Genomic DNA, 26,128 nt, shown 5'->3' on the forward strand with positions numbered 1-26,128 from the left:
AGGAGCGGCGTACAGCCGCGAAGAGGCCGGTACAGACAACACAACACCGTCGCACCTGCCGACGCCTTCGCGGCTTCACGCCGCTCCTACAGGACTCTCAGGCGTTGCGAAGGGGCCAGCCGGCCATACCTCGGCGGTGCTGTCAGTCCTCCAGCAGTTCTTCGGCGGTCGCCAGCAGGTTGTCCAGGGTGAAACCGAACTCTTCGAACAGCGCCGGTGCCGGCGCCGATTCGCCGAAGCTGGTCATGCCGATCACGCGGCCTTCCAGGCCCACGTACTTGTACCAGTAGTCGGCGTGAGCGGCTTCGATGGCGATACGGGCGCTGACCTGCAGCGGCAGTACCGACTGCTTGTAACCCGCGTCCTGAGCATCGAACACGCTGGTGCACGGCATGGACACGACACGCACGTTGCGGCCCTGCTCGGTGAGCTTGTCGAACGCCTGCACCGCCAGACCTACTTCGGAGCCGGTCGCGATCAGGATCAATTCGGGCTCGCCTGCACAGTCCTTGAGCACGTAGCCACCGCGGGTGATATCGCTCAGCTGGGCGTCGTCACGGCTCTGGTGAGTCAGATTCTGACGCGAGAAAATCAGCGCCGACGGACCATCGTTGCGTTCCAGGGCGTACTTCCAGGCCACCGCCGACTCGACCGCATCGGCCGGACGCCAGGTGTCCAGGTTCGGCGTGCAGCGCAGGCTCGCCAACTGCTCGATGGGCTGGTGGGTCGGACCGTCTTCGCCCAGGCCGATGGAATCGTGGGTGAACACGTAGATCACCCGCTTCTTCATCAGCGCCGACATGCGCACCGCGTTGCGGGCATATTCCATGAAGATCAGGAAAGTCGCGCCGTAGGGCACGAAACCGCCGTGCAGGGCGATACCGTTCATGATTGCGCTCATGCCGAACTCGCGCACACCGTAATAGATGTAGTTGCCGGCAGCGTCGTCGGCTTCCACGCCCTTGCAGCCTTTCCACAAGGTCAGGTTGGAGCCGGCCAGGTCGGCGGAGCCGCCCAGGATTTCCGGCAACAGCGGACCGAAAGCGTTCAGCGCGTTCTGGCTGGCCTTGCGACTGGCGATGGTTTCGCCTTTGGCCGCGACTTCAGCGATGTAGGCACTGGCCTTTTCGGAGAAATCGGCCGGCAGTTCGCCGCTCATGCGACGCACGAATTCGTTGGCCAGGGCCGGGTGAGCGGCGGAGTAGGCGGCGAAACGCTGGTTCCACTCGGCCTCCAGCGCGGTGCCGGCTTCCTTGGCGTCCCATTCCTTGTAGATGTCGGCCGGAATCTCGAACGGGCCGTGGTTCCACTTCAGCGCAGCGCGGGTCAGGGCGATTTCCTCGGCACCCAGTGGCGCGCCGTGGCAGTCTTCCTTGCCCTGCTTGTTCGGCGAGCCGAAACCGATGGTGGTCTTGCAGCAGATAAGCGTGGGCTGCTCGCTCTTGCGCGCGGTTTCGATGGCGGTCTTGATTTCATCGGCGTCGTGGCCGTCGACGTTGCGGATGACCTGCCAGCCGTAAGCTTCGAAACGCTTGGGCGTGTCGTCGGTGAACCAGCCTTCGACTTCACCATCGATGGAGATGCCGTTGTCGTCGTAGAACGCGATCAGCTTGCCCAGGCCCAGGGTGCCCGCCAGCGCGCTGACTTCGTGGGAGATGCCTTCCATCATGCAGCCGTCACCCAGGAACACGTAGGTGTTGTGGTCGACGATGGTGTGGCCGTCGCGGTTGAACTGCGCACCCAGCACCTTCTCGGCGATGGCGAAGCCCACGGCGTTGGCCAGGCCCTGGCCCAGCGGGCCGGTGGTGGTTTCGACGCCCGGCGTGTAGCCGTACTCCGGGTGACCCGGGGTGCGGCTGTGCAATTGGCGGAAATTCTTCAGGTCTTCGATGCCCAGATCGTAGCCGGTCAGGTGCAACAGCGAATACACCAGCATCGAGCCATGACCGTTGGACATGACGAAGCGGTCGCGGTTGGCGAACGAAGGGTTGGCCGGGTTGTGCTTGAGGAAGTCACGCCACAGCACTTCGGCGATATCCGCCATGCCCATCGGGGCACCGGGATGGCCGCTGTTGGCTTTTTGCACGGCATCCATGCTCAGTGCACGAATGGCGTTGGCGCGCTCACGACGGCTGGGCATCGCTTATCTCCTGGGGGCTATGTTGGCAGGAACACAAAAAGAGGAGCATTTTCCCCCACGGGCGGTGCATTGGGCAATCGGACATTTACCCTATCGTGCAATTGGGCGGGGATCGGCAGTGAATGGTCGCCTCACCCAAGAACTCGCCTTGCGCCCATCATCCCAATATCAAAACTTTTTGATATTGGCCTTGCGACCCTGCCCATCGCTCACTAGACTGCCGAACCTATGAACCTTCGCGCCCCCGATCTCAGCCATCAAGCAAGCGACGACCTGGCCGCCCTGTGCAAGGCCGGTGGCGATCCGTTGCGCCTGAACGTGCTGCGGGCGTTGGCCAGCGATTCGTTCGGGGTGCTGGAATTGGCGCAGATCTTCGCCATCGGTCAATCAGGCATGAGCCACCACCTCAAGGTGCTGGCCCAGGCCGACCTGGTCGCCACCCGCCGCGAAGGCAATGCCATTTTCTACCGCCGTGCCCTGCCCGACAGCCTGGTATTGGGCGGGCGGATGCACAGCGCGCTGCTCGACGAAGTCGACAGCCTCCACCTGCCGCTCGATGTGCAGGCGCGCATGGCCATCGTGCAGCGCCAGCGCGCGGCCGCCAGCGAAGACTTCTTCTCGCGCATGGAACAGAAATTCCGCGCCCAGCAAGACCTCATCGCTGGCCTGCCCCAGTACCGCGAGAGCCTGCTGGCACTGCTCGACAAACTGAGCTTCGGCGCTACCGCCACCGCCCTGGAAGTCGGCCCCGGCGACGGCGGTTTCCTGCCCGAGTTGGCGCGCCGCTTCGCCCAGGTCACCGCGCTGGACAACAGCCCGGCGATGCTCGAGCTGGCGCGCCAGGTGTGTCAGCGCGAACAGCTGGGCAACGTGCGCCTGGAACTGGCCGATGCCTTGACCACGTCTAACCTGGGCGCCGACTGCGTGGTGTTGAACATGGTGCTGCACCATTTCAGCGATCCTGCCCAGGCGCTCAAACAACTGGCCGCTCGCGTGCAACCGCGCGGCAGCCTGCTGATCACAGAGTTATGCAGTCACAACCAGAGTTGGGCCAGGGAGGCCTGCGGTGATGTCTGGTTGGGTTTTGAACAGGAAGATCTGGCCCGTTGGGCCACCGCTGCGGGACTCGTTCCCGGGGAAAGCCTCTATGTAGGCTTACGTAATGGTTTCCAGATCCAGGTTCGCCACTTTTCGCGACCGGCTGGCGACATTCACCATCGGTCAATTTAGGAAACCGTCGAGATGAGCGAATACTCCCTTTTCACCTCCGAGTCCGTGTCTGAAGGGCATCCGGACAAGATCGCCGACCAGATTTCCGATGCGGTGCTGGACGCCATCATCACCCAGGACAAATTCGCCCGCGTGGCCTGCGAAACCCTGGTGAAGACCGGTGTGGCGATCATCGCCGGCGAAGTCAGCACCTCGGCCTGGGTCGATCTGGAAGATATCGTGCGCAAGGTCATTGTCGATATCGGCTACAACAGCTCCGATGTCGGCTTCGACGGTGCCACCTGCGCGGTGATGAACATCATCGGCAAGCAGTCGGTGGACATCGCCCAGGGCGTTGACCGCAGCAAGCCTGAAGATCAGGGCGCCGGCGACCAGGGCCTGATGTTCGGCTACGCCAGCAACGAAACCGACGTGCTGATGCCGGCACCGATCTGCTTCTCGCACCGCCTGGTGGAACGCCAGGCCGAAGCGCGCAAGAAAGGCCTGCTGCCGTGGCTGCGCCCGGACGCCAAGTCTCAGGTCACCTGCCAGTACGAAGGCGGCAAGGTGGTGGGGATCGATGCGGTCGTACTGTCGACCCAGCACAACCCGGACGTGTCCTACGCCGACCTGCGCGAAGGCGTGATGGAACTGATCGTCAAGCATGTGCTGCCGGCCGAATTACTGCACAAGGACACCCAGTTCCACATCAACCCGACCGGTAACTTCATTATCGGTGGCCCGGTGGGTGACTGCGGCCTGACCGGTCGCAAGATCATCGTCGACAGCTACGGCGGCATGGCACGCCACGGTGGTGGCGCGTTCTCCGGCAAGGACCCGTCCAAGGTCGACCGTTCGGCGGCCTATGCCGGTCGTTACGTGGCCAAGAACATCGTCGCCGCGGGCCTTGCCGAGCGTTGCGAAATCCAGGTGTCCTACGCCATCGGCGTGGCCCAGCCGACGTCGATCTCGATCAACACCTTCGGTACCGGCAAGATCAGCGACGAGCAGATCGTCAAGCTGGTACGCGCGCACTTCGACCTGCGCCCGTATGCCATCACCACCATGCTCGACCTGCTGCACCCGATGTATCAGGCCACCGCCGCCTACGGCCACTTCGGCCGTGCGCCGGTCGAGATGACCGTGGGTGACGACACCTTCACCGCGTTCACCTGGGAGCGCACCGACCGCGCTGCCGCCCTGCGCGATGCTGCTGGCCTGAAGTAAACCGCACATCGCCACCCACAAAAGCCCCGGCCGGATATCTGGCCGGGGCTTTTGCGTTTCCAGGCCCGCCCCCTTCGCGGCTTCACGCCGCTCCTACAGGCGACCCCGATCCCCCGCCCCCCCCGTAGGAGCGGCGTCCAGCCGCGAAGAGGCCGGCACTACTGGCCGACATCTCCAGAAACTACCCCACCCTACAACGCGGCGCCCTGTCGCCTAGGCTTGCCCGTTCCTCGATCCGAGCACGGAAGCTCCCCATGCTGCGTACCTGCCTGCTACTCCTGTTGACCTGCCTGTCCGCGCACAGCGTTGCCGACTGCCCACCCCCAGAGCAACTCCAGGCCCTGCACACCCGTCTCGCCGAATGGGACGATCACTATCACCGCCAGGGCATCAGCCTGATCAGCGATGAGATCTACGATCAAACCCGTCAACGCCTGGACCGTTGGCAATACTGCGCGGGCGCCACGCCGCCAGCCGATCCGTTGGCCACTGCCCGCGGCCTGATCCGCCACCCCGTTGCGCACACCGGCCTGGACAAGCTACCGGACGAAGGCAGCGTGGCGGCATGGCTGCAATCGCGCACAGGCGTGTGGGTCCAGCCCAAGATCGACGGTGTGGCCGTGACCGTGATCTACCGGGCCGGACGGTTCAGCCAACTGCTCAGCCGCGGCGACGGTGTGCAGGGCCATGACTGGACACGCCATGCCCAGGCCATTGCCGCCATCCCCAGGCAACTGCCCCACCCCATGGACCTGATACTGCAAGGCGAGCTGTACCAGATCATGACCGCGCACGTTCAGGCCAAGGCGGGCAGCCGCAACGCCCGCAGCCAGGTGGCCGGCTGGATGGCGCGCACGACGCTGACGCCCGATCAGGGCGCCAGCATCGGCCTGTTCGCCTGGGACTGGCCGCTGGGCCCACCCACACTTGAGCAACGCCTCGAACGCCTGGCCGATCTCGGTTTCGCCGATCCGCAAGCCTTCAGCCAGCCAGTGCTCACGGTGCAGCAGGCCGCGCACTGGCGCGACCTCTGGTACCGCACCGCGCTGCCCTTCGCCACCGATGGCGTGGTGCTGCGCCAGAGCCTGCGCCCGCCTGCACAGCGTTGGCAGGCCAAGGCCCCGCACTGGATCGCTGCATGGAAATACCCTGCAGCCCAGATCCTCACCGAAGTGCGCGACGTGGTGTTTGGCGTCGGCCGCAGCGGACGCATCACGCCCGTGCTGGAACTGCAGCCCGTGCGTCTCGACGACCGCTGGGTACGCCGGGTGAGCGTGGGCTCGTTCAAACGCTGGCAGCAACTGGATATCCGCCCCGGAGACCAGGTCAGCGTGGAATTGGCCGGACTGACCATCCCGCGCCTCGGCGCTGTGGTCTGGCAGACGCCTCAGCGCGCCGCCCTGGTCATCCCGGCCCCAAGGCAGTTCCACCCCCTGAGCTGCTGGGAGCGGGTGCCAGGCTGCGAACGTCAGTTCCACGCCCGCCTGAACTGGCTCAGCGGCAAAGGCGGCCTGGCCTTGCCGAACGTCGGGCCGGGCACCTGGGATCATCTTGTCAGCGCCGTGCCAATGCACGGCCTGCTCGATTGGCTGGCCATCGACGAGGCTGCCTTGATACAGCTACTGGGCCCGGGCCGTGGGCGACAGGTGCAGCACAGCTTTGACCTGGCGCGCAAAAGGTCCTTCAATGAATGGCTCAAGGCCTTGGGGATGCCACCGACGACAGGCGCCCGGCTCGGCCACTCCTGGGCAGCGCTGGCCGCAACGAGCACACAGGGCTGGCAATTGTTTCCAGGTATCGGGATGACTCGCGCCAAGGCGCTGCAGGCCTTCTTCAACCATGCTCAGGTGCAGCGCCTGGCAGCTCGACTCAGTGAAGCCGACATCTCCGGTTTCGATTCAACGGCCCAGCATTAGGACCAGTCTCAAAGACATTCACCCGAATTTATCGTCAAATAGCCCAATTCTCAGATACGGAGTCATCATGAAAACCTTCTCCTCGCTGGCACTGCTGACCCTGTGCAGCGCCCTCGCCACCCCCCTGCTGGCGGCTGAGGCCACCCCGGACCTGACTGGCTGCGCCGCCAAGCGCCAGCAAGTGCAAACCCAACTCGACATCGCCAAAGCCAATGGCAACCAGAACCAGGTCGCGGGCCTGACCACTGCACTGGGCGAAATCCAGAGCAACTGCACCGACAGCTCCCTGCAAAAAAGCCGTGAAAACAAGGTGCTCGAGGCCAAACGAGAAGTCAGCAAGCGCCAGGCCGACCTGGACAAGGCCATGAAGAAAGGCGATTCGGAAAAGATCAACAAGCGCAAGGACAAGCTGGCGGAGTCGCGCAAGGAATTGCAGGAAGCGATGGATGAGCTGGAGAAGTAATAGGCAGTGCTTGGGATGAAGCTTTCGCGGCTTTACGCCGCTCCTACAGGGGTGCGCTACCTCTGTAGGAGCGGCGTAAAGCCGCGAAGAGGCCCTCGGCAACGCCTCATCAACTCAAACCGACACCCCAAAGAAACTCACCACAACCACCAGTCCCGCAAACCACACCAGCGATCGCAACATCGCCCAATCGGCCAGATAACAGATGATGTACAGCAGCCGGGTGGTAATGAACACCACCGCCAGTACATCCAGGGTCACTGGTTGGGCATTGCCGACGATATCGGAAATGATCACCGCTGCGATGAACGCCGGGAGGATCTCGAAACTGTTCAATTGCGCGGCGTGGGCGCGTTTGGGCAAGCCTTCGAGCTGATCCAGAAACCCCCGCGGATCGTGGTTGTGACGCGGACCAAACTTGCCTGAACCAAACTTGGCTATATACGCGCACGCATAAGGCAACATCAACGCAATCAACACACACCAGAACGCGACGGTCATACTGAGTTTCCTTGTTTGAGTGCCACATCGAACCGCCGACGCCACGCCGGCAAAGGCTAAGAGCCCGGCGGGCGCGAAAGGTTCGTTGCTGCAGAGTTCCATTGCAATTATCAATTTCGGCAAACTTGCCGCCCTCGATATACTACGCGCCGCTCGACCCGAAGTACCCTGACTGCGCACCCATTCCAATAAATCTCGTTCTCTGCAGGTTATTCATGCGGAGGCTTGCGCATATTCGAACAAGCCCACCTCTGACTTGAGAGATTACGCATGCCACTTGCACTGCTCGCCTTGGCCGTCGCCGCCTTCGGCATCGGAACCACTGAATTCGTCATCATGGGCCTGCTCACCGACGTCGCCAAAGACCTGAACGTCAGTATTCCCCACGCGGGCCTGTTGATTACCGGCTACGCCCTGGGCGTTGTATTCGGCGCCCCGATCCTGGCCGTGGCCACTGCCAATATGCCGCGCAAGGCCACCTTGCTGGGCATGACCCTGATGTTCATCCTGGGCAACGTACTGTGCGCCCTGTCGCCCAACTACGCCACGCTGATGGCGGCGCGCGTGGTCACCGCGTTGTGCCACGGAGCGTTCTTCGGCATTGGCTCGGTAGTGGCCGCCGGACTGGTCGCGCCGAACAAGCGTGCCCAGGCCATTGCCCTGATGTTCACCGGGCTGACCCTGGCCAACGTGCTGGGCGTGCCGTTGGGCACTGCGCTGGGCCAGTTCGCCGGCTGGCGCTCGACCTTCTGGGCCGTGGCGGTGATCGGCGTCGTCGCCCTGGCGGCGCAGGTCATCTGGCTGCCCAAGGCCATCCCCATGGAGAAAGGCAACCTGGCCCGCGAGTTTCGCGTGCTGCGCAAACCGAACGTGCTGTTGCCCCTGCTGATGAGCGTGATGGCCTCGTGCAGCCTGTTCAGCGTGTTCACCTATATCGCGCCAATCCTGCAGGACGTCACCGGCGTCAGCCCCCATGGCATCACGCTGATGCTGCTGCTGTTCGGCGTCGGCCTGACGGGCGGCAGCATGCTCGGCGGCCGCCTTGCCGACTCGCGACTGCTGCCCGCCCTGGTAGGCATGGCAGTGGCCGTGGTGCTGACCATGGCGGTGTTCACCGAGACCAGCCGTTCACTGATCCCGGCGGCCATCACCCTGTTGTTGTGGGGCGTGTTCGCCTTCGCCCTTTGCCCGATTCTGCAGCTGCTGATCATCGATCAGGCTCACGAGGCGCCGAACCTGGGTTCGACCTTGAATCAAAGCGCGTTCAATCTGGGCAACGCCGCCGGCGCCTGGCTCGGCGGCATGGTCGTGGCCAGCGGCGCCAACCTCGCCGATCTGCCCTGGACCGGGGCCATTACCGGGGTGGCCACGCTGGGGCTGGCGCTGGTGTTCATCTATCTGCAGCGACGTCCGCTGTCGGCGAGCAACGTTCCCGGCTGACCGCGATGTGCCCTGAGCGCCGTCCTTATCATCAAACCTCTTGCGCGGCGGCTTTCGATAGCCGCCTTCTATCGATTCAACCATGGGAGCCCGGATGCTCGAGCTAGTTGCCACTTTTATCTGCCTTACCACGCTGCTCACCTACGTGAACTTCCGCTTCATCGGCCTGCCGCCCACCATCGGTGTGATGGTCACCGCATTGCTCTTCTCGCTGCTGCTGCAGGGCCTGAGCTTCATCGGCTACCCGGGGCTTGAGGAGCGCGTCGAAGCCTTGATGAACCAGATCGATTTCGGCGATCTGCTGATGAACTGGATGCTGTCGTTCCTGCTGTTCGCCGGCGCCCTGCACGTCAATCTGGCGGACCTGAGGAACTACCGCTGGCCCATCGGCCTGCTGGCCACCGTTGGCGTGCTGATTGCCACCTTCGTCATCGGCACCCTGGCGTTCTGGATCTTCGGCCTGTTCGGCTGGCACGTGAGCTTCCTTTATTGCCTGTTGTTCGGTGCGCTGATTTCCCCTACCGACCCCATTGCAGTGCTGGGTGTGCTGCGTACCGCAAATGCCTCCAAGCCGTTGAAAACCACCATTGTCGGCGAGTCGCTGTTCAACGATGGCACGGCCGTGGTGGTCTTCACCGTGTTGCTGGGCATCGCCCAGTTGGGTGAAACGCCCACGGTCGGTGCGACGGCCATGCTGTTCCTGCACGAAGCGGTTGGCGGCGTACTGTTTGGCGGCCTGATCGGCTACATCATCTACCGCATGATCAAGAGCATCGAGCAGTACCAGGTCGAGGTGATGCTGACCCTGGCACTGGTGATCGGCGGGTCGGCCATGGCCTACGAGCTGCACGTATCGGCACCGATCGCCATGGTGGTGGCTGGGTTGATCATCGGTAACCTGGGCCGCAACCTGGCCATGAACGACATGACTCGGCGTTACATGGACGGTTTCTGGGAGTTGCTCGATGACATTCTCAACGCCCTGCTGTTTGCGCTGATCGGCCTGGAGTTGTTGCTGTTGCCGTTCTCCTGGCTGCACATGCTGGCGGCCTCGCTGCTGGCGGTGGCGATCCTGCTGTCGCGCCTGCTCACCGTGGCGCCGGCCATATTGCTGCTGCGCCGCTGGCGCACGGTGCCACGCGGGACTATCCGGGTACTGACCTGGGGCGGCCTGCGCGGTGGTGTGTCGGTTGCGCTGGCACTGGCCCTGCCAACCGGGCCGGAGCGGGATTTGCTGCTCAGTATTACCTACATCGTGGTGTTGTCTTCGATCCTGTTGCAGGGGTTGAGCATCGGCAAACTGGTGAAGGCAGTGACGCGCGAGCCTGCCGAGGTTGAGCCGGGGCATTGATCGGCGGTGAGCCGTTCACCACACATCCTGCCCCCTGTCCCAACCCCCAAAAAAAACCCGCCAACGGCGGGTTTTTTCATATCGATCAATCAGAAAATGCTGATCGGGTACTCGACGAAAGCGCGAATCTCATTGCCGTCGTCGTTATACCCCGACGCCCGCACATTGTCGGACGTGCGCAACCACGAACCACGCAGACGCAAGGTCAGGTCCTTGGCCGGGCCGTTCTGCACCACGTACTGCACCTGGTTGAAAATCTCGCGCTCCTGACCGTCGCCAGTCGGGGTGCGGATGTTGTCGCCACGCACGTAAGCCACCTTGTAGGTCAGGCCCGGCGCGCCGAAGGTGCTGAAGTCGATGCCGTAGCCCAGCTGCCAGGACACTTCGTCTTCGGCGTTGAAGTCCGACCAGTAGGAGTTGGCCAGGAAGATGGTCGAACCACCGTCACCCACCGCGCCAGCGTTCTGGTAGAAACCGTAGTTGTAGCCGGTGTCTCCGGTGCTGCGCTGGTGTGCCAGGGTCAAGGAGTGCGGACCGAACGCCCACGTGGCGGCCAGGCTCCAGATCTTGTTGTCCCGGCCAGTATTGGCGGCCGTGGCGAAATCCTTGTCCAGGTGCGAACGGTAGCCGTTGAAGTCGAAGGTCAGGGACTGTTGGCTAGGCAGGGCCAGGATGTAGTTCAGGTTGATGTACTGCTTCTTCAACACGTCTTCGACATCGGAGGCATACAGTGCGCCGCTGAAGCTGTCGGTGAACTGATAGCTGCCGCCGTACACGTCGATTTTCTTCAGGCCACCGCTGTCGCGGCCTTCGGCGCTCTTGCGCGCTTCCTCGGTGAAGCGACCGGCGTTGAGCACCAGGCCGTCGATTTCCTTGGAAGTGATCAGGGTGCCGGTGTAGCTCTCGGGCAGCAGCCGCGAGTCGTCGTAGTTCAGCACTGGCAGCGCAGGCATCTGATCACCGTATTTGATCACGGTGTTGGAGAAGCGCACCTTCACCGCGGCACCGGCACGGGCCAGGTCATGGGGGGCGCTGGTCGGATCATCCGAAGTGCCACCGCGCTTGAAGAAATCGATGCCACCTGCGCCGGCACGACCGGTACCGCCATCCAGGCGCACGCCGTACAGGCCGAAGGCATCGACGCCCACGCCCACGGTGCCCCGGGTGAAACCGGAACTGAAGTTGGCGATGACGCCCTGACCCCACTCGGCCTTGTCTTGCGAACCATGCTTGTAGTCGCGGCTGATGTAGGCATTGCGCAGCAGCACTTTCAAGTGGCTGTCTTCGATGAAGCCCTTGGAGTCGGCCTGATCATTGGCCATGGCTTGAGTCGCAGCCAGCACGCCCAGCGCGATTGCCGCCAATTTGTTATTCGACATCGTGTTCTTCCTAATCACCAGAGGGGACGCCCTGCGACCACCCGCTTGTTTCCCAACCACGTCCAAGGCATGCGCAGGGCTCTGCGGCAGGCTTGCGGGTCTGGGGCAGGGTTTTCTAAGCCGCCGCGTGGGGCCGAATCCTAGCGACGAGGAAGTGTGAATGTCAAAAATTCGTGAAACTTTAATGACATAAGGAGGTCATCGGCGGGAATAAGGAGATGAAAAGCACTGACTGTGTAGAGGTGCCATCCGCTGGCATTCAGGCTTCAGGAGCGCAGTACCCCGGCCAACGCATCGAGTTCGGCGTGGCTGAGCAAGCCTTCGGGATAACGTGCGGCCATCTGCTGACGCGCGCAGGGCTGCACGCGAATACCACCATTGCACTTGAGCCATTGCGCGACTCGCTGCAGCGAGTCTCCCTTGACCCTCTGCGGCATGGCCGCTTGATTGACGACGTTCATTTCGACACCCCTCCCCGGTTTCGTGTGGCTAATGTAGCGGCGCTTTATGACATAACGAATAAAGGGCCGCTGCATTCACGCAAGGGACGGATACAAAAGCTGTGCCATGGCGTGGTGGGTGATACAAAAAGCTCAGGGACGCTTCGCTGATCGGTGACCCATCGCGGGTAGAACCCGCTCCCACACGGATCTCCATTCTGCAATTTCAGCTCCCTGTGGGAGCGGGTTCTACCCGCGATGAGGCCCGCCAGCCCAGCGAAAAACCAACTACCGCTTCACGCCCACCGGCTGCTGCTGCGTCAGGCAGTGGATATTGCCGCCGCCGAGCAACAGCTCTCGCCCAGGCACCATCACCACCTCATGCTCTGGAAACAACGCCTGCAGCAACGCCTGCGCCGGGCCGTCCAGGGGATCATCGAAGCTGGGCGCGATGATGCCACCATTGACGATCAGAAAATTCACGTAAGAACCGGCCAGTCGGGAACTGGGGGTACGCTCCTGGCTGCCAGCCACCAGGTCGACGCCGGCACACTCCTCTTCAGTGGCATACAACGGCCCCGGGATCGGCATCTTGTGCACCACAAAAGGGCGGCCTTTGGCGTCGACGTTGCTTTCCAGCACCTTCAACGCGGCCTGACAACGAGGATAGTTGGGGTCCTGCGGGTCATCGGTCCAGGCCAGCAACACCTCACCGGGACGCACGTAGCAGCAGAAGTTGTCGACATGACCATCGGTTTCATCGTTGTACAGGCCGTCCGGCAACCAGATGATCTTGTCCACCGCCAGATGGTCGCTGAGCACCTGCTCGATCTGCTCGCGGGTGAGGTGCGGGTTGCGGTTGCGATTGAGCAGGCACTCCTCGGTGGTCACCAGCGTGCCTTCGCCGTCCACATGAATGGAGCCGCCTTCCAGGACGAAGCCTTCGGTGTGATAGCGCAGGCAGCGCTCGATTTCCAGCACCTTGCTGGCCAACTGTTCATCGCGATTCCACGGCGCGTACAGACCGCCATCGAAGCCGCCCCAGGCATTGAAGCCCCAGTCGACCCCGCGCACTTCACCGTTATCGTTGATGACGAACGTCGGGCCGGTGTCGCGCATCCAGGCATCGTCATTGCTGATTTCCACCACGCGAATATTCGGCACATCCAGGCGCGCACGGGCGTTGTCGTATTGCGTAGCCGAGACCGCCACGGTGACTGGCTCGAATCGCGCGATGGCCTTGGCCAACGCCACATGAGCCGCCTGCACCGGCTTGGCGCCCAGGCGCCAGTTGTCTGGACGCTCCGGCCACACCATCCAGATCTGGGATTGCGGGGCCCACTCGGCCGGCATGTGGAAGCCGTCGGCGCGTGGCGTGCTGTTCATCGTGGTCATGGTTGGGACTCCAGCGTTCCATCTAACATTTTCAATGCACTTTACAGGTTGGGCGGACGATCGCGAAACGTCCCCTCCACTGGATTCATATCTGCATTTCGAAAAGAACCTTCGAAACGCTGTCCACGAAGAAATCCACGCTCTGGCGCGTGGTCACCATCGGCGGTTTGATCTTGAGAATGTTGAGGTAGTCCCCCGTGGGCTGCATGAAAATGCCCAGCTCGCGTAGGCGCTCGCACAGCAGCGCCGTCTCCTCGGTGGCCGGCTCCAGGGTGGCCCGGTCACGCACCAGCTCCACCCCCAGGTAAAAGCCCGAGCCGTGCACGGCGCCCACCAGGGGGTGCAGATCGACCAGGGCCTGCAGGCGCGCCTTGAAATGACCGCCTACAACGCGGGCGTTTTCCCACAGCCGTTCCTGGGCCATGACGTCCAGTACGGCCATGCCGATGCGGCAACTGACCGGACTGCCGCCCGCCGAAGAGAAAAAGTAGCCCTCGGCTTCCAGTGCCTCGGCGATCTCTCGACGCGTGATCACCGCACCCAGTGGATGGCCGTTGCCCATGCCTTTGGCCATGGTGATGATGTCGGGCACCACCCCTTGCTCCTCGAAGCCCCAGAAACAATCGCCCAGACGTCCGTAGCCGACCTGCACCTCATCCGCGATGCAGACGCCGCCCTGAGCCCGCACCTGGGCGTAGACCTGCTGCAGATAGCCTGTGGGCAGGGCAATGCCGCCGGCGTTGCCATACACCGGTTCGCAGATGAAACCCGCGACCTGCCGACCCTGTTCGGCCAGTCGCGCCAACGTTGTGGTGACGTCCCGCACGTAGTGCGGCGCACTGTCGGCGCCGCGCCAGGCGCCTCGATAGGTATTGGGCGCGGTGACCGGGTGCACCCAGTCCGGCCGGGTGCTCAGTGCCTGCGGGTTGTCGGCGATGGAGGTGGAGATGGCGTCGGTGGCCACGGACCAGCCGTGATACGCCTCCAGCACGCTGAGCATGTCGCGCCCGCCACTGAAGGCCCAGGCCAGGCGGATGGCCAGGTCGTTGGCTTCGGTGCCGCTGTTGACCAGAAAGACCCGGTCAAAGCCCGGTGGCGCCAATGCCAGCAGGCGTTCGGAATACTCGGCGATGGCTGCGTAGTGAAACCGCGAATTGGTATTGAGCAGCGACCACTGCCTGGCCGCCTCCGTGGCCATGCGCGGATGGCCGTGGCCGAGCACGGCAACGTTGTTGAGCATGTCCAGATAAGCGCGCCCCTGCATATCGATCAGGTGGTTGCGCCAGCCGCGCTCGATCTGCGGAGGCGCCTGGTAGTAATGCTTCTGCGAGCGGGCAAAACTGGCCTCGCGCCGAGCCAGCAGGGCCTGGGCATCGGCCAGCGGCGGCGCCTCGCAATCGAAACCCAGCACTACCCTCGGCGAAGGACACAGGCGCTGCCAGGCGCCCGCGCGGTTGGCCGTGGTGAACAGCGGCGGAGTCAATGCCGAGCTGCGGCATGTCTGTACGCGCACCGCACCACTGGCCAGACCCAATCGCTCTCCGGCGGCCAAGGCCGTACCGTGCGCCAGTTCGGTCGTCACACCCTGCAGATGCACGCAAAAGCAGGCGCCTTCGAGCACCAGACCTGCCGCGTCATCGATTCGCAAGATCGCTGCGAACGGAGCGCGAACGACGCTGTCACAAGGGACGTGCAATTGAACATGCAAGGCGAAAGTATCGGGTGCCTGAGCGCTGTCGATGCGTGTCTGCGAGAGCCGGTACTGGCAATACGGCGCATAGGCCCAGCCGCTCTGTTCCGCGGCTTGAGCCAGTAACCGTTCGTCGATATCCGCTTGCTCCCAATTGCCGGAAACGAAATGCTGGCTCAGCACGCCGAGATCCACTGAAACAATTTTTTCAGGATCAAGATCACTGAAAATAGGCAATCGGCCATCATCTCGGTTATTGTCTGTACCGCTGCTGTTTTCACCGATCACGAGCGTGCCACCGGTCCCCTCATGACCGACACTGCTCAACACCGCCGCCTCCATCAATTCGAATGGCTGGGCGGTAGCTATCTCGAAGATTTCCCACTCGTGCTCGACGTTGGCCTGGATGTACGCATTGTCCGGGTTGATCGCCAGCTGCTGCGCGCTACTGAGCACCAGAATTGCCGCACGCATCACAACCATAGGCCACAAGGCTTGCAGCTCTGCCTCGCTCAGGCGGGTGTGGGCGTGATAGGCGACGACCACCGGCAGCACTGCGAACGGATCGCCATCGGCGTGGTGCAGCAGGGCCGCACAGGTCACCGACAGATCGGCGATCCGCCAGGTTCGCAGCACATCACCGAAATCGATCAAGCCGTTCAGTTGCCAGTGCAGGCCGCTGTCGCGCTGCCAGACGCTGTTGTCGTCGCTGATGTCCAGATGCACGGCCTGCACCGGCAATGCCGCGTACAGCCCTTGCAAACGGTGGTGCGCCTGAGCGACGACGCCGGCCACCCGGTCCCGCTGGCTGGGCTCCGGGACAAGGGGCAACAGCTGCGCAATGACCTCGTGGGCATGCCGCGGGTCCCATTGCAGGGTCCGGTCCAGGCCTGGATGCTCCAGGGTCGCCAATGCTTCATCGACCCGCGCGCAAAGCTGGCCGATGGCAGCCATCAGGTCCGAGCCCAGATGCTTGAGGCGGGTCAGGGGCTGGCCTTCGATGTAATCGAGCAGGCGGATCTGCAGATGCGCGCCTGGTAGTTCAACCGCTACGATCGCCTCGCCTGCCAGGCTGGGGATCACCCCCGGAACCGGTATGCCCGCCCGCGCGAGATGAGCCATGGCAGCGTGCTGGGCTTGCAGCTCCAGCATGGCGTAGTCGCCATGACAGATTTTCAGAACGAAACGTCGCTCACCGGTCTCCACCCGAAAGTTCAGGTCCTGCTGGCTGCCCAGATCGTGCAAGCTGCCTTCAATACCATAGTGTTCTTGCAGCCAGGCAAGCGCTTGCGCCTCGCTGACCACGGGATTGGGGCGCGAGGCGCGGTGCAGCAAGGTTTCGAGCGACATGGGCAGGGCCTGGGTGGTGGCTGAGGCGAGTAATGTAGCGGGTCGTAACCCGGAATTTCCATCGCCCGCTCCCACCGCGGATCTGCAGCGCGAAGATGACCGCTGAGGAAGCGGGTTTTGCCCGCCAAGAGGCGCACACCGACACACCACTCCACGAACCCCACGACAAACCGGGCTTGCAGCGCCAAGCCCATCCCCACAAGCTAGGCTGCATAGACCCACTGTCAGCTCAGGAAGAAGGCACTCGACATGCGCATTCTCATCACCGGCGGAGCCGGTTTCATCGGATCGGCCCTGGTTCGCCACCTGATCAACCATACCGAGCACGAAGTGCTCAACCTCGACAAGCTGACCTATGCCGGCAACCTCGAATCCCTGACCTCCATCGCCAACGACAGCCGCTATGAGTTCGTCCAGGCCGATATCGCCGACCAGGCCACGGTCAGTGCCGTGCTGGCGCGCTTCGAGCCCCAGGCGATCATGCACCTGGCGGCCGAATCCCATGTCGACCGTTCGATCGATGGTCCGGGTGCATTCATCCAGACCAACGTGGTGGGCACCTATGCCCTGCTCGAAGCCACCCGTGGCTACTGGAGCAAACTGCCGCCGGCCGAACGCGAGGCGTTTCGTTTCCACCACATCTCCACCGATGAGGTGTATGGCGACCTGCACGGCGTCGACGACCTGTTCACCGAAACCACACCTTACGCGCCCAGCTCGCCCTACTCGGCCAGCAAGGCGGCCTCCGACCACCTGGTTCGCGCCTGGCAACGGACCTACGGCCTGCCGGTACTGATCACCAACTGCTCGAACAACTACGGGCCGTACCACTTCCCGGAAAAGCTGATTCCCCTGGTGATCCTCAATGCCCTGGCGGGCAAGCCGCTGCCGGTGTACGGCAATGGCATGCAGGTGCGCGACTGGCTGTTCGTCGAAGACCACGCCCGCGCCTTGTTCAAGGTGGTCACCGAGGGCGTGGTCGGCGAGACCTACAACATTGGCGGCCACAACGAACAGAAGAACATCGACGTGGTGCGCAGCATCTGCGGGCTGCTCGACGAACTGGCGCCAGAGCGCCCGGCCGGGGTTGCGCACTATGCCGACCTGATCACCTTCGTCAAGGATCGCCCAGGTCACGACCTGCGCTATGCCATCGACGCCAGCAAGATCGAACGCGAGCTGGGCTGGGTACCGCAAGAGACCTTCGAGAGCGGCCTGCGCAAGACCGTGCAATGGTATCTGGACAATCTGCAATGGTGCCGTCGCGTGCAGGACGGCAGTTATCAGGGCGAACGCCTGGGCTTCACTGAACCGAAGGACTTGATAGCATGATCAAAGGTATCGTTCTGGCCGGAGGCTCCGGCACCCGTCTGCACCCCATCACCCTGGGTGTGTCCAAACAACTGCTGCCCATCTACGACAAGCCGATGATCTATTACCCGATCTCGGTGCTGATGCTGGCCGGCATTCGCGACATCCTGCTGATTTCCACCCCCCAGGACCTGCCCCAGTACCAGCAACTGCTGGGCACCGGCAGCCAGTTCGGGATCAACATCAGCTACGCCGAACAACCCTCGCCCGATGGTCTGGCGCAAGCCTTTCTGATTGGCGAGGAATTCATCGGCGACGATCCGGTGTGCCTGATCCTGGGTGACAACATCTTCCATGGCCAGCACTTCAGCGACCAGCTCAAGCGCGCCGCCGAGCAGCCCAAGGGCGCCACGGTATTCGGCTACTGGGTCAAGGACCCGGAACGCTTCGGTGTGGTCGAGTTCGACGAGTCCGGGCACGCCTTGTCCATCGAAGAGAAACCGGCCGTGCCCAAATCGAGCTATGCGGTCACCGGCCTGTACTTTTATGATAACGACGTTGTGGGTATCGCCAAGGATGTCCAGCCTTCGCCCCGTGGCGAGCTGGAAATCACCGACGTCAACAATGCCTACCTGGCCCGCGGCGACCTTCGGGTCGAACGTTTCGGCCGCGGCTTTGCCTGGCTGGACACCGGCACCCACGACAGCCTGCTGGATGCGTCGCAGTACGTGCAGACCATCGAGCACCGTCAGGGCCTGAAGGTCGCGTGCCTGGAAGAAATCGCGTACCAGAACAACTGGATCGACCGCGACCAGTTGCTGATTCGCGCCAAGTATTTCGGCAAGACCGGCTATGGCCAATACCTCTATTCGCTCGCTGGGGAAACAAGATGAAAGTAACCGCCACCGCTCTGCCCGATGTATTGATCATCGAGCCGAAGGTTTTCGGTGACGACCGCGGCTTTTTCTACGAAAGTTTCAACGCCCGTGCCTTCCAGGAAGCCACGGGGGTGACGCTGCCGTTTGTCCAGGACAACCATTCGCGCTCGGCGCGCGGCGTTTTGCGCGGCCTGCATTATCAAGTGCAACATGCCCAGGGCAAGCTGGTGCGCGTGGTGGCCGGTCAGGTGCTGGATGTGGCGGTGGACATCCGCCGCAGTTCGCCGAATTTCGGCCAGTGGGTGGCCGTCGAGCTGTCGGCGCAGAACAACCGTCAGCTGTGGATTCCACCTGGTTTTGCCCACGGCTTCGTGGTGCAGAGCGACTACGCCGAGTTCCTCTACAAGACCACCGACTACTACGATCCAGCCTCCGAGCGCAGCATCCGCTGGGACGACGAGCAACTGGCAATCGATTGGCAACTGACCGAAGTGCCTTCACTCTCGGCCAAGGACATGGCTGGCAAATCCTTAACTGAGGCTGATGTCTTCCCATGACCCTACCGGCGCTGAAGATCCTCCTGCTTGGCCACAGTGGCCAGGTCTCCCGTGAATTGCAGCGGGTGTTGCCTGCCATGGCCCAATTGCACACATGGGGCCGTCACCAGTTGGATCTCAGCCAACCCGCGGGCATTGCCGCGCGGGTGCGGGATCTGCAGCCGGACCTGATCATCAACGCAGCCGCCTACACCGCGGTCGAACAGGCCGAAGACGAACAAGCCCTGGCGATGGCCATCAATGCACAGGCACCGGGCGTTCTCGCCCAGGTGGCCGCAGAGCTGGACATCCCGCTGATTCACTACTCCACCGATTACGTATTCGACGGCCGCAAGGCCACGCCGTATCGCGAGGACGATCCCACCCACCCCACCAGCGCCTACGCCAAGAGCAAGGATGACGGTGAGAAAGCCATTCGCCAGGCCGGCGGCAAGTATCTGATCCTGCGCACCAGTTGGGTCTACTCGCTGCATGGCAGCAACTTCCTGCTGTCCATGCAACGGCTGTTGCAGGAGCGCGAGCAACTGACCGTGGTCGACGATCAGATCGGCGCGCCGACCTGGGCCGGTACCGTGGCCACGGTGACACGCCAGTTGATCGAGCACTGGCAGCAGGGCGAGGCCGGGCCTTGGGGCACCTATCACCTGACCGCCCGAGGCGAAACGTCCTGGTTCGGTTTTGCCGAGGAAATCGGCCGCAGGCTCAAGGCCGATGGCAAGCCTTGTGCAGACCTGCAGCCCATCGCCACCCGTGATTATCCGTCGCGGGTGGAGCGGCCGTTGAACTCCCGACTGGACTGCAGCCGCCTGCAGAACCAGTGGCAGATCAGCCTGCCGCAATGGCGTGATGCACTGCAACAGTGCCTCGCAACGCCGACGTAGCGCATAATGCGCCGGTCAATCCGGCGTGTTGTCCCTATGAATCCAAAGCCTTCCATGATCCGCAGACCCCGCTGGCGCAGCCTGGCGCTCCTGGCTCTATGCCTGGCGCCGCTGCTGTGGCCGTTGGAACACCTGGCCGAGCGGTACTACAAAAGCGAGCTGGTCAGCCAGAATCGCCAGACCCTGGACCTGTACGTCGCCAACCTGCTGGGCACTCTGCACCGCTATGAAACGCTGCCGCAGATCCTCGGTGACCTGCCTGCCCTGCGCGCCCTGCTGGCCACGCCCCACGACCCTGCCGCCACCCTCAACGCCAACCATCTGCTCAAGGATATCCGCGAACAGACCGGTGCCGAGGTCATGTACCTGCTCGATGCCGATGGCAATACCCTGGCGGCGTCGAACTGGGAACAGAAGGACAGCTTCGTCGGCCGCAACTTCGCCTTCCGCCCCTATTACAGCGACGCCATCGCCGGTCGCCTGGGACGCTTCTTCGGCCTGGGCACCACATCGGCCAAGCGTGGCTACTTCTTTGCCGCCGCCGTGCACGACCAGGACAAGGTGATCGGCGTGCTGGTAGTCAAGGTCGACCTGGACCACACCGAAACCCTGTGGGGCAAGACGCCCGAGCAACTGCTGCTCACCGACCACAACGGCGTGGTCATTCTCACATCCCGCCCGGAGTGGCGCTTTCGTGCCACCCGCCCCCTCAGCGATGCCGAGCGCCAGGCCATCGTCGCCATCCTGCCGTACCCCACCCGTGATCCGCAGCCGCTCAACCTGGACAGCAATGCCTGGTTGACCCAGACCCGGACCATCGCCGAAACCGGCTGGAACGTCAGCATCCTTGCCCCCAAAACCCTTCTCGACCGCCCGGTACGCACCGTCGTCGCCGTGGGCGGCGCCTTGCTGGTGGCCTTGATGCTGTTGCTGGGCCTGATGATGCAGCGTCGCCGCCACTACCTGGACCGCATCGATTTCGAAGCCCGCGCCCGGCATGAGCTGGAGATTCGTGTGGTGGAGCGCACCAGTGCCCTGGAGGGCCTGAACAGCCGGCTCAAGCAGGAAGTGCTGGAACGCGAACAGGCCCAGCAGGAATTGGTGCGCGCCCAGGATGAGCTGGTCCAGGCGGGCAAGCTGTCGGCCCTGGGTACCATGTCGGCGAGCATCAGCCATGAACTCAACCAGCCCCTGGCGGCCATCCGCAGCTACGCCGAGAACACCGAAGTGCTGCTGGATCACCAGCGCACCGAAGACGCCCGCGGCAACCTCAAGCTGATCAGTGAGCTGACCGGGCGGATGGCCTCGATCATCGCCCACCTGCGCGCCTTCGCCCGCCGCGACCGCCACGCGCTGGAAAGCGTGGCCCTGCAACCGGCGCTGGACGATGCCTTGGCGCTGCTGGCCAAGCGGCGCCGGGCAATGGCCGTGGAATTGATCCGCGACCTGCCCGACGCGCCGCTGTGGGTGCAGGCCGGTGAGACCCGCCTGCGCCAGGTGCTGGGCAATCTGCTGGCCAATGCCCTCGATGCCCTCACCGAAAAGGCCAACCCGCGCTGCCTGTGGCTCAGCGCCGAACAGACCGCCGACGGCGTGGAGCTGCGCATCCGCGACAACGGCCCGGGCTTCACCAGCGAGGCCATGGCCCGCGCCCGCGAACCCTTCTTCACCACCAAGACCCGCACCCAAGGGCTTGGCCTGGGCCTGGCCATCTGCGATACGCTGATGCGCGCCCTGGGCGGCGAGCTGCTGCTGGCCAACCATCCCCAAGGCGGCGCCCTGCTGACCCTGCGCCTGCGCGCCGGCGAGCCAGGCGTCAACCTGCAAGCCCCCGAGGACCCATCGGCATGACCAGCGACAGCGCCATCGACAGCAAGATCCAGGTAGTGCTGATCGACGACGACCCGCACCTGCGCCAGGCCCTCAGCCAGACCTTGGACCTGGCCGGCCTGAAGGTGCTGACCCTGGCCGATGCCCAGGGCCTGGCCGCCCGCGTGGAACGCGACTGGCCCGGTGTGGTGGTCAGCGACATCCGCATGCCCGGCATCGACGGCCTGCAACTGCTCGAACAGCTGCATGCCCGGGACAACGAGCTGCCCGTGCTGCTGATCACCGGCCACGGCGATGTACCGCTGGCGGTGCAGGCCATGCGCGCGGGGGCCTACGATTTCCTCGAAAAGCCCTTTGCCAGCGATGCCTTGCTCGACAGCGTCCGCCGCGCCCTGGCCTTGCGCCGACTGGTGCTGGACAACCGCAGCCTGCGCATGGCCCTCAGCGACCGCCAGCAACTGAGCACTCGCCTGGTGGGCCAATCGGCACAGATGACCCGCCTGCGCGAGCAGATCGGCGCATTGGCCGGGACCAAGGCCGATGTGCTGATCCTGGGTGAAACGGGTGCCGGCAAAGAGGTGGTGGCGCGGGCGCTGCACGATCTGTCGAGCCGCCGCAGCGGACCGTTCGTGGCGATCAACGCCGGGGCATTGGCCGAATCGGTGGTCGAGAGCGAGCTGTTCGGTCACGAACCGGGCGCCTTCACCGGCGCGCAAAAACGCCGCATCGGCAAATTCGAATTTGCCAATGGGGGCACGCTGTTCCTCGACGAAATCGAGAGCATGAGCCTGGACGTGCAAGTCAAGCTGCTGCGCCTGTTGCAGGAGCGCGTGGTCGAACGCCTGGGCGGCAACCAGCAGATCCCCCTGGACATCCGCGTGATCGCGGCGACCAAGGAAGACCTGCGTCAGGCCGCCGACCAGGGCCGCTTCCGCGCCGACCTCTACTACCGACTCAACGTGGCGTCGCTGCGCATTCCGCCGCTGCGCGAGCGCGGTGAAGACGTGCTGTTGCTGTTTCAATACTACGCCGACGCCGCCGCCGACCGGCACGGTGTGCTGGCCAACGAACTGCAGGCCGCACAGCGGGCCATGTTGCTGCGCCATAGCTGGCCGGGCAACGTGCGCGAATTGCAGAACGCGGCGGAGCGTTTCGCCCTGGGTCTGGAGCTGGCCCTGGACAATAGCGAGCCGGGGCCGGTGGACATCGCCCAGCCGGTAGCCGGTGGCTTGAGTGACCAGGTGGAGCATTTCGAGCGAGCATTGATTGCCGCAGAAATGACCCGTTCCCATACCTCGGTGCGCAGCCTTGCCGAAGCCCTGGGTATTCCGCGCAAGACCCTGCACGACAAACTGCGCAAGCACGGCCTGAGCTTTGGAGGCGGCGATGAGCATGAGTGACGCGGCCGCACTGGAACTGGTGCTGCATCGGGATATTCCGTTGACTCGGGACATGGGCTTGAGTGTGCTCGGTTGGCTCGAGCATGAGCTTCGCCTGCAATTGCCGCTGGAGCCGAACGTCAACCACAAGAGCACCATGTTCGGCGGCAGCCTGTACTGCGGCGCGGTGCTGGCCGGGTGGGGCTGGTTGCATCTGCGCTTGCGCGAGGCGGGCGTGGAAGGCGGGCATATCGTGATCCAGCAAGGCCAGATCGATTACCCGTCGCCGGTGACCGGTGTGGCAGTGGCGGTCTGTGAGGCGGTGGATGAGAACGTCTGGCAGCGCTTCATGAGAACCTACGAGCGCCATGGTCGGGCCCGGATCGAGCTGCATACCCATGTGCTCAACGGCGAGCAGCGAGCGGTGGAGTTTGCCGGGCAATACGTTCTGCATCGATAGTTGGGCGGCGTTCGTACCGGCCTCTTCGCGGCTGCACGCCGCTCCTACAAGGGGTAGGCGGTGCCCTTGGGGCGCCGATATGGAACCTTTACTGGGGACTGCGCGCCAGCATCACCAGCCGCTCGCGCCATTCGACGCCTTTGGGCAACGCCAGAAAGAACGGATTCAACAGCGTCTCGCGCGCGGGGTACGCGAACACCTCGCCGTCGACCTGCAACACCTCCCCACCTGCACCCTCCAGCACCCCCTGTGCCGCCGCAGTGTCCCACTGCGAGGTAGGCGCCAGGCGCGGGTAGCAATCCGCCGCCCCTTCGGCCAACAGGCAGAACTTCAACGAACTGCCGACGCTGGCCAACTCCAGCTCGCCTACCGCCGCACTCAGGCCGGCCAGCAGACGCTCCTGCGGCGGGCTGGAATGACGTCGGCTGGCGACCACGGTAAAGGGCTGACCCGCCTCCGGTGCCTGCCGGACCTGGATGGGCTGCGGCTCACCGCCGCGGTCGCGGCGCCAGGCCCCCAGCCCGGCCCCACCGTAGTAGGCGCGTCCAGTGGTCGGCACCGTGACCACACCAAACACCACCCTGCCCGCTTCGATCAGCGCGATGTTGACCGTGAATTCCTCACTGCCGTTGATGAATTCCTTGGTACCGTCCAGCGGGTCCACCAGCCACCAGCGCTGCCACCCCTGACGCACGGCCAGGGCAATATCGGCATCCTCCTCGGAAAGAATCGGGATGTCGGGCGCCAGCGCGGTCAAGCCATCGACGATCACCTGGTGCGCGGCCAGATCCGCAGCGGTCACCGGCGATTGATCGGCCTTCTCGGTGACCGTCACACCGACGCGCCAGTACGGCAGGATCGCCTCGCCGGCACGGTGCGCCAATCGCACCACATCATCCATCAGCGGCTGCAGGGCGCTCATAGGCTGAAAACTCCGCGCTGAATCAGCAGATCACGGGCCAGGTACAACGCGGCCAGCGCCCGACCTTCGGAAAACTGCGGATGCTGCGCCAGGCTTGCCAGTTCGCGCAGGTTGATCCGCTCGACGCCCATCGGCTCAGGCTCGTCGCCTTCCAGGCGTTCCTCGTACAGTTCAGAGGCCAGTACCACCTGGATTTTCTGGCTCATGTAACCGGGCGACAACGACAGCTCGGTCAGGTGTTCAAGCTGGCGCGCGCCATAGCCGGCCTCCTCCTTGAGCTCCCGGTCGGCTGCCGCGAGCACGTCCTCGCCGGGTTCCACCAGACCTTTGGGCAGCGACAGCTCGTAGCTGTCGGTACCGCCGCAGTACTCTTCCACCAACAGTGCGTGCTCGGCATCGACCATCGCCACGATCATCACCGCACCGTAACCATTGCCCCGCCCGACCAGACGTTCGTAGGTGCGCTCCACGCCATTGGAAAAGCGCAGTTGGACCTCTTCGACGCGGAACAGACGGCTGCTGGCGACGATTTCGCGGGCAAGGACTTCGGGTTTCTGGCGCATCGGGCGGCTCCTGGGCGTGAACGGGTTACTATACCGTGGCTTGCCCTGCGGCAGGCCACCGTTGTTCCACCACAGTCCGAGAATCCTGCGTATGCCTTCGCTCGCCTGGCCCGACATCGACACCGTATTGCTGGACATGGACGGCACCTTGCTGGACCTGCACTACGACAACCATTTCTGGCTGGAACACCTGCCCGCCCGTTACGCCGAGTTGCACGGCACCAGCCGGGCCATGGCGCAGATGGAGCTGGAACCCCTGTTCACCGGCAATGCCGGCAAGCTGAACTGGTATTGCCTGGATTTCTGGACCGCAGAACTGAACATACCGGTGCGCGAGCTCAAGCTGGAGACCGCCGACCTGATCGCCCTGCGCCCTGACGCCGACACCTTCCTGGCGGCGCTGAAACACGCGGGCAAGCGCGTGATCATGATCACCAACGCTCACCGTGACTCGCTGTCGTTGAAACTGGAGCGCATCGAGCTGGCGCCTTACTTCGAGCGGCTGATCAGCTCCCACGACTACGGTTACCCCAAGGAAAGCCCGCAATTCTGGGAGGCCTTGCAGGCCGACATCGCCTTCGATCCGGCACGCAGCCTGTTCATCGACGACACCCTGCCCATTCTGCGCAGTGCTCGGACCTACGGCGTGAAACATCTGTTGGCGGTGCGTGAGCCGGACAGTCACAAGGGGCCCAAGGACACCGAGGAATTCGACGCGGTGGAGGACTACCGGGCGTTGATCGAGGGTCTGTAAGGCCCCTATCGCGGGCAGAGCTCGCTCCGACAGGTGAGTCAGCGGGTTTATCGTCGCCTGTGCGGGCCCCTTCGCGGCTGTACGCCGCTCCT

22 protein-coding genes are annotated in these 26,128 nt (G+C 63.6%); 14 read left to right on the plus strand and 8 right to left on the minus strand.

Going from position 1 to position 26,128, the window contains the following annotated elements; all coding sequences use genetic code 11:
• Positions 1-142: 142 nt before the first annotated feature.
• Positions 143-2,140, minus strand: a complete 1,998-nt coding sequence (gene tkt / locus B3397_RS13230; protein WP_296250752.1) for a transketolase — start codon at positions 2,138-2,140, stop codon at positions 143-145.
• Positions 2,141-2,368: 228 nt separating this feature from the next.
• On the opposite strand from tkt, the gene B3397_RS13235 reads away from it, so the two are divergent.
• The 4 genes from B3397_RS13235 to B3397_RS13250 all read left to right on the plus strand — a co-directional run bounded on the left by B3397_RS13235 (position 2,369) and on the right by B3397_RS13250 (position 6,955).
• Positions 2,369-3,370 (plus strand): ArsR/SmtB family transcription factor, encoded by a 1,002-nt coding sequence (locus tag B3397_RS13235; protein WP_296250753.1) that lies wholly within the window; start codon positions 2,369-2,371, stop codon positions 3,368-3,370.
• 12 nt (positions 3,371-3,382) lie between these two features.
• Entirely contained in the window at positions 3,383-4,576 is a 1,194-nt protein-coding gene (gene metK, locus B3397_RS13240) for a methionine adenosyltransferase (RefSeq protein WP_296250754.1), read from the plus strand.
• 254 nt (positions 4,577-4,830) lie between these two features.
• The gene (ligB, locus tag B3397_RS13245; RefSeq protein ID WP_296250756.1) at positions 4,831-6,492 is read left to right on the plus strand and encodes an NAD-dependent DNA ligase LigB; all 1,662 of its coding nucleotides are present in this window, start codon (positions 4,831-4,833) and stop codon (positions 6,490-6,492) included.
• Positions 6,493-6,559: 67 nt separating this feature from the next.
• Entirely contained in the window at positions 6,560-6,955 is a 396-nt protein-coding gene (locus B3397_RS13250; RefSeq protein WP_296250757.1) for a DUF1090 domain-containing protein, read from the plus strand.
• Positions 6,956-7,069: 114 nt separating this feature from the next.
• Here B3397_RS13250 and B3397_RS13255 read toward each other — a convergent pair whose 3' ends face one another.
• The gene (locus B3397_RS13255; protein ID WP_296250759.1) at positions 7,070-7,456 is read right to left on the minus strand and encodes an MAPEG family protein; all 387 of its coding nucleotides are present in this window, start codon (positions 7,454-7,456) and stop codon (positions 7,070-7,072) included.
• A gap of 270 nt (positions 7,457-7,726) precedes the next feature.
• Here B3397_RS13255 and B3397_RS13260 point away from each other — a divergent pair, with 270 nt between their 5' ends.
• Entirely contained in the window at positions 7,727-8,896 is a 1,170-nt protein-coding gene (locus tag B3397_RS13260) for an MFS transporter (RefSeq protein WP_296250761.1), read from the plus strand.
• 94 nt (positions 8,897-8,990) lie between these two features.
• Positions 8,991-10,247 carry a cation:proton antiporter gene (locus B3397_RS13265; protein ID WP_296250762.1) on the plus strand — a complete coding sequence of 419 codons (1,257 nt, stop codon included), beginning with the start codon at positions 8,991-8,993 and terminating at the stop codon, positions 10,245-10,247.
• A gap of 89 nt (positions 10,248-10,336) precedes the next feature.
• Here B3397_RS13265 and B3397_RS13270 read toward each other — a convergent pair whose 3' ends face one another.
• From B3397_RS13270 to B3397_RS13285, 4 genes are all read right to left on the minus strand, one after another.
• Positions 10,337-11,626, minus strand: coding sequence for an OprD family porin (locus B3397_RS13270; RefSeq protein ID WP_296250764.1), 1,290 nt, complete (start codon positions 11,624-11,626; stop codon positions 10,337-10,339).
• A 266-nt stretch (positions 11,627-11,892) separates the two neighbouring features.
• Complete coding sequence (locus B3397_RS13275) at positions 11,893-12,087, minus strand: hypothetical protein (RefSeq protein WP_296250767.1); 195 nt, start codon at positions 12,085-12,087, stop codon at positions 11,893-11,895.
• Between the two features lie 267 nt (positions 12,088-12,354).
• Positions 12,355-13,461, minus strand: coding sequence for an agmatine deiminase (aguA, locus tag B3397_RS13280; protein ID WP_296250772.1), 1,107 nt, complete (start codon positions 13,459-13,461; stop codon positions 12,355-12,357).
• Positions 13,462-13,546: 85 nt separating this feature from the next.
• Complete coding sequence (locus B3397_RS13285; RefSeq protein ID WP_296250774.1) at positions 13,547-16,501, minus strand: aminotransferase; 2,955 nt, start codon at positions 16,499-16,501, stop codon at positions 13,547-13,549.
• A 249-nt stretch (positions 16,502-16,750) separates the two neighbouring features.
• Here B3397_RS13285 and rfbB point away from each other — a divergent pair, with 249 nt between their 5' ends.
• The 7 genes from rfbB to B3397_RS13320 are packed head-to-tail and all read left to right on the plus strand — an operon-like array spanning position 16,751 to position 23,797.
• Complete coding sequence (rfbB, locus tag B3397_RS13290) at positions 16,751-17,833, plus strand: dTDP-glucose 4,6-dehydratase (RefSeq protein ID WP_296250776.1); 1,083 nt, start codon at positions 16,751-16,753, stop codon at positions 17,831-17,833.
• Entirely contained in the window at positions 17,830-18,705 is an 876-nt protein-coding gene (gene rfbA / locus B3397_RS13295; RefSeq protein WP_296250778.1) for a glucose-1-phosphate thymidylyltransferase RfbA, read from the plus strand. The genes rfbB and rfbA overlap by 4 nt, the downstream gene beginning before the upstream one ends.
• On the plus strand, positions 18,702-19,247 hold the full coding sequence (gene rfbC / locus B3397_RS13300; RefSeq protein WP_296250780.1) for a dTDP-4-dehydrorhamnose 3,5-epimerase: 546 nt from the start codon (positions 18,702-18,704) through the stop codon (positions 19,245-19,247). The genes rfbA and rfbC overlap by 4 nt, the downstream gene beginning before the upstream one ends.
• Positions 19,244-20,128 carry a dTDP-4-dehydrorhamnose reductase gene (gene rfbD / locus B3397_RS13305; RefSeq protein WP_296250783.1) on the plus strand — a complete coding sequence of 295 codons (885 nt, stop codon included), beginning with the start codon at positions 19,244-19,246 and terminating at the stop codon, positions 20,126-20,128. Before rfbC ends, rfbD begins: the two co-directional genes overlap by 4 nt.
• Positions 20,129-20,164: 36 nt before the next feature.
• Positions 20,165-21,979 (plus strand): sensor histidine kinase, encoded by a 1,815-nt coding sequence (locus B3397_RS13310; protein WP_296250784.1) that lies wholly within the window; start codon positions 20,165-20,167, stop codon positions 21,977-21,979.
• Complete coding sequence (locus B3397_RS13315; RefSeq protein WP_296250786.1) at positions 21,976-23,358, plus strand: sigma-54-dependent transcriptional regulator; 1,383 nt, start codon at positions 21,976-21,978, stop codon at positions 23,356-23,358. Before B3397_RS13310 ends, B3397_RS13315 begins: the two co-directional genes overlap by 4 nt.
• Positions 23,351-23,797 (plus strand): thioesterase domain-containing protein, encoded by a 447-nt coding sequence (locus tag B3397_RS13320; protein ID WP_296250826.1) that lies wholly within the window; start codon positions 23,351-23,353, stop codon positions 23,795-23,797. Before B3397_RS13315 ends, B3397_RS13320 begins: the two co-directional genes overlap by 8 nt.
• 88 nt (positions 23,798-23,885) lie before the next feature.
• Here the strand turns inward: B3397_RS13320 and cysQ are convergent, their stop codons facing one another.
• Together cysQ and nudE are read right to left on the minus strand one after the other, a co-directional pair.
• Positions 23,886-24,719 carry a 3'(2'),5'-bisphosphate nucleotidase CysQ gene (gene cysQ, locus B3397_RS13325; protein WP_296250788.1) on the minus strand — a complete coding sequence of 278 codons (834 nt, stop codon included), beginning with the start codon at positions 24,717-24,719 and terminating at the stop codon, positions 23,886-23,888.
• Positions 24,716-25,282 (minus strand): ADP compounds hydrolase NudE, encoded by a 567-nt coding sequence (nudE, locus tag B3397_RS13330; RefSeq protein WP_296250790.1) that lies wholly within the window; start codon positions 25,280-25,282, stop codon positions 24,716-24,718. Before nudE ends, cysQ begins: the two co-directional genes overlap by 4 nt.
• A 91-nt stretch (positions 25,283-25,373) precedes the next feature.
• On the opposite strand from nudE, the gene yrfG reads away from it, so the two are divergent.
• Entirely contained in the window at positions 25,374-26,036 is a 663-nt protein-coding gene (gene yrfG / locus B3397_RS13335; RefSeq protein ID WP_296250791.1) for a GMP/IMP nucleotidase, read from the plus strand.
• Positions 26,037-26,128 lie beyond the last annotated feature (92 nt).

The sequence above is a fragment of the Pseudomonas sp. UBA4194 genome, assembly GCF_002379585.1.
Classification (GTDB): Bacteria; Pseudomonadota; Gammaproteobacteria; order Pseudomonadales; family Pseudomonadaceae; genus Aquipseudomonas.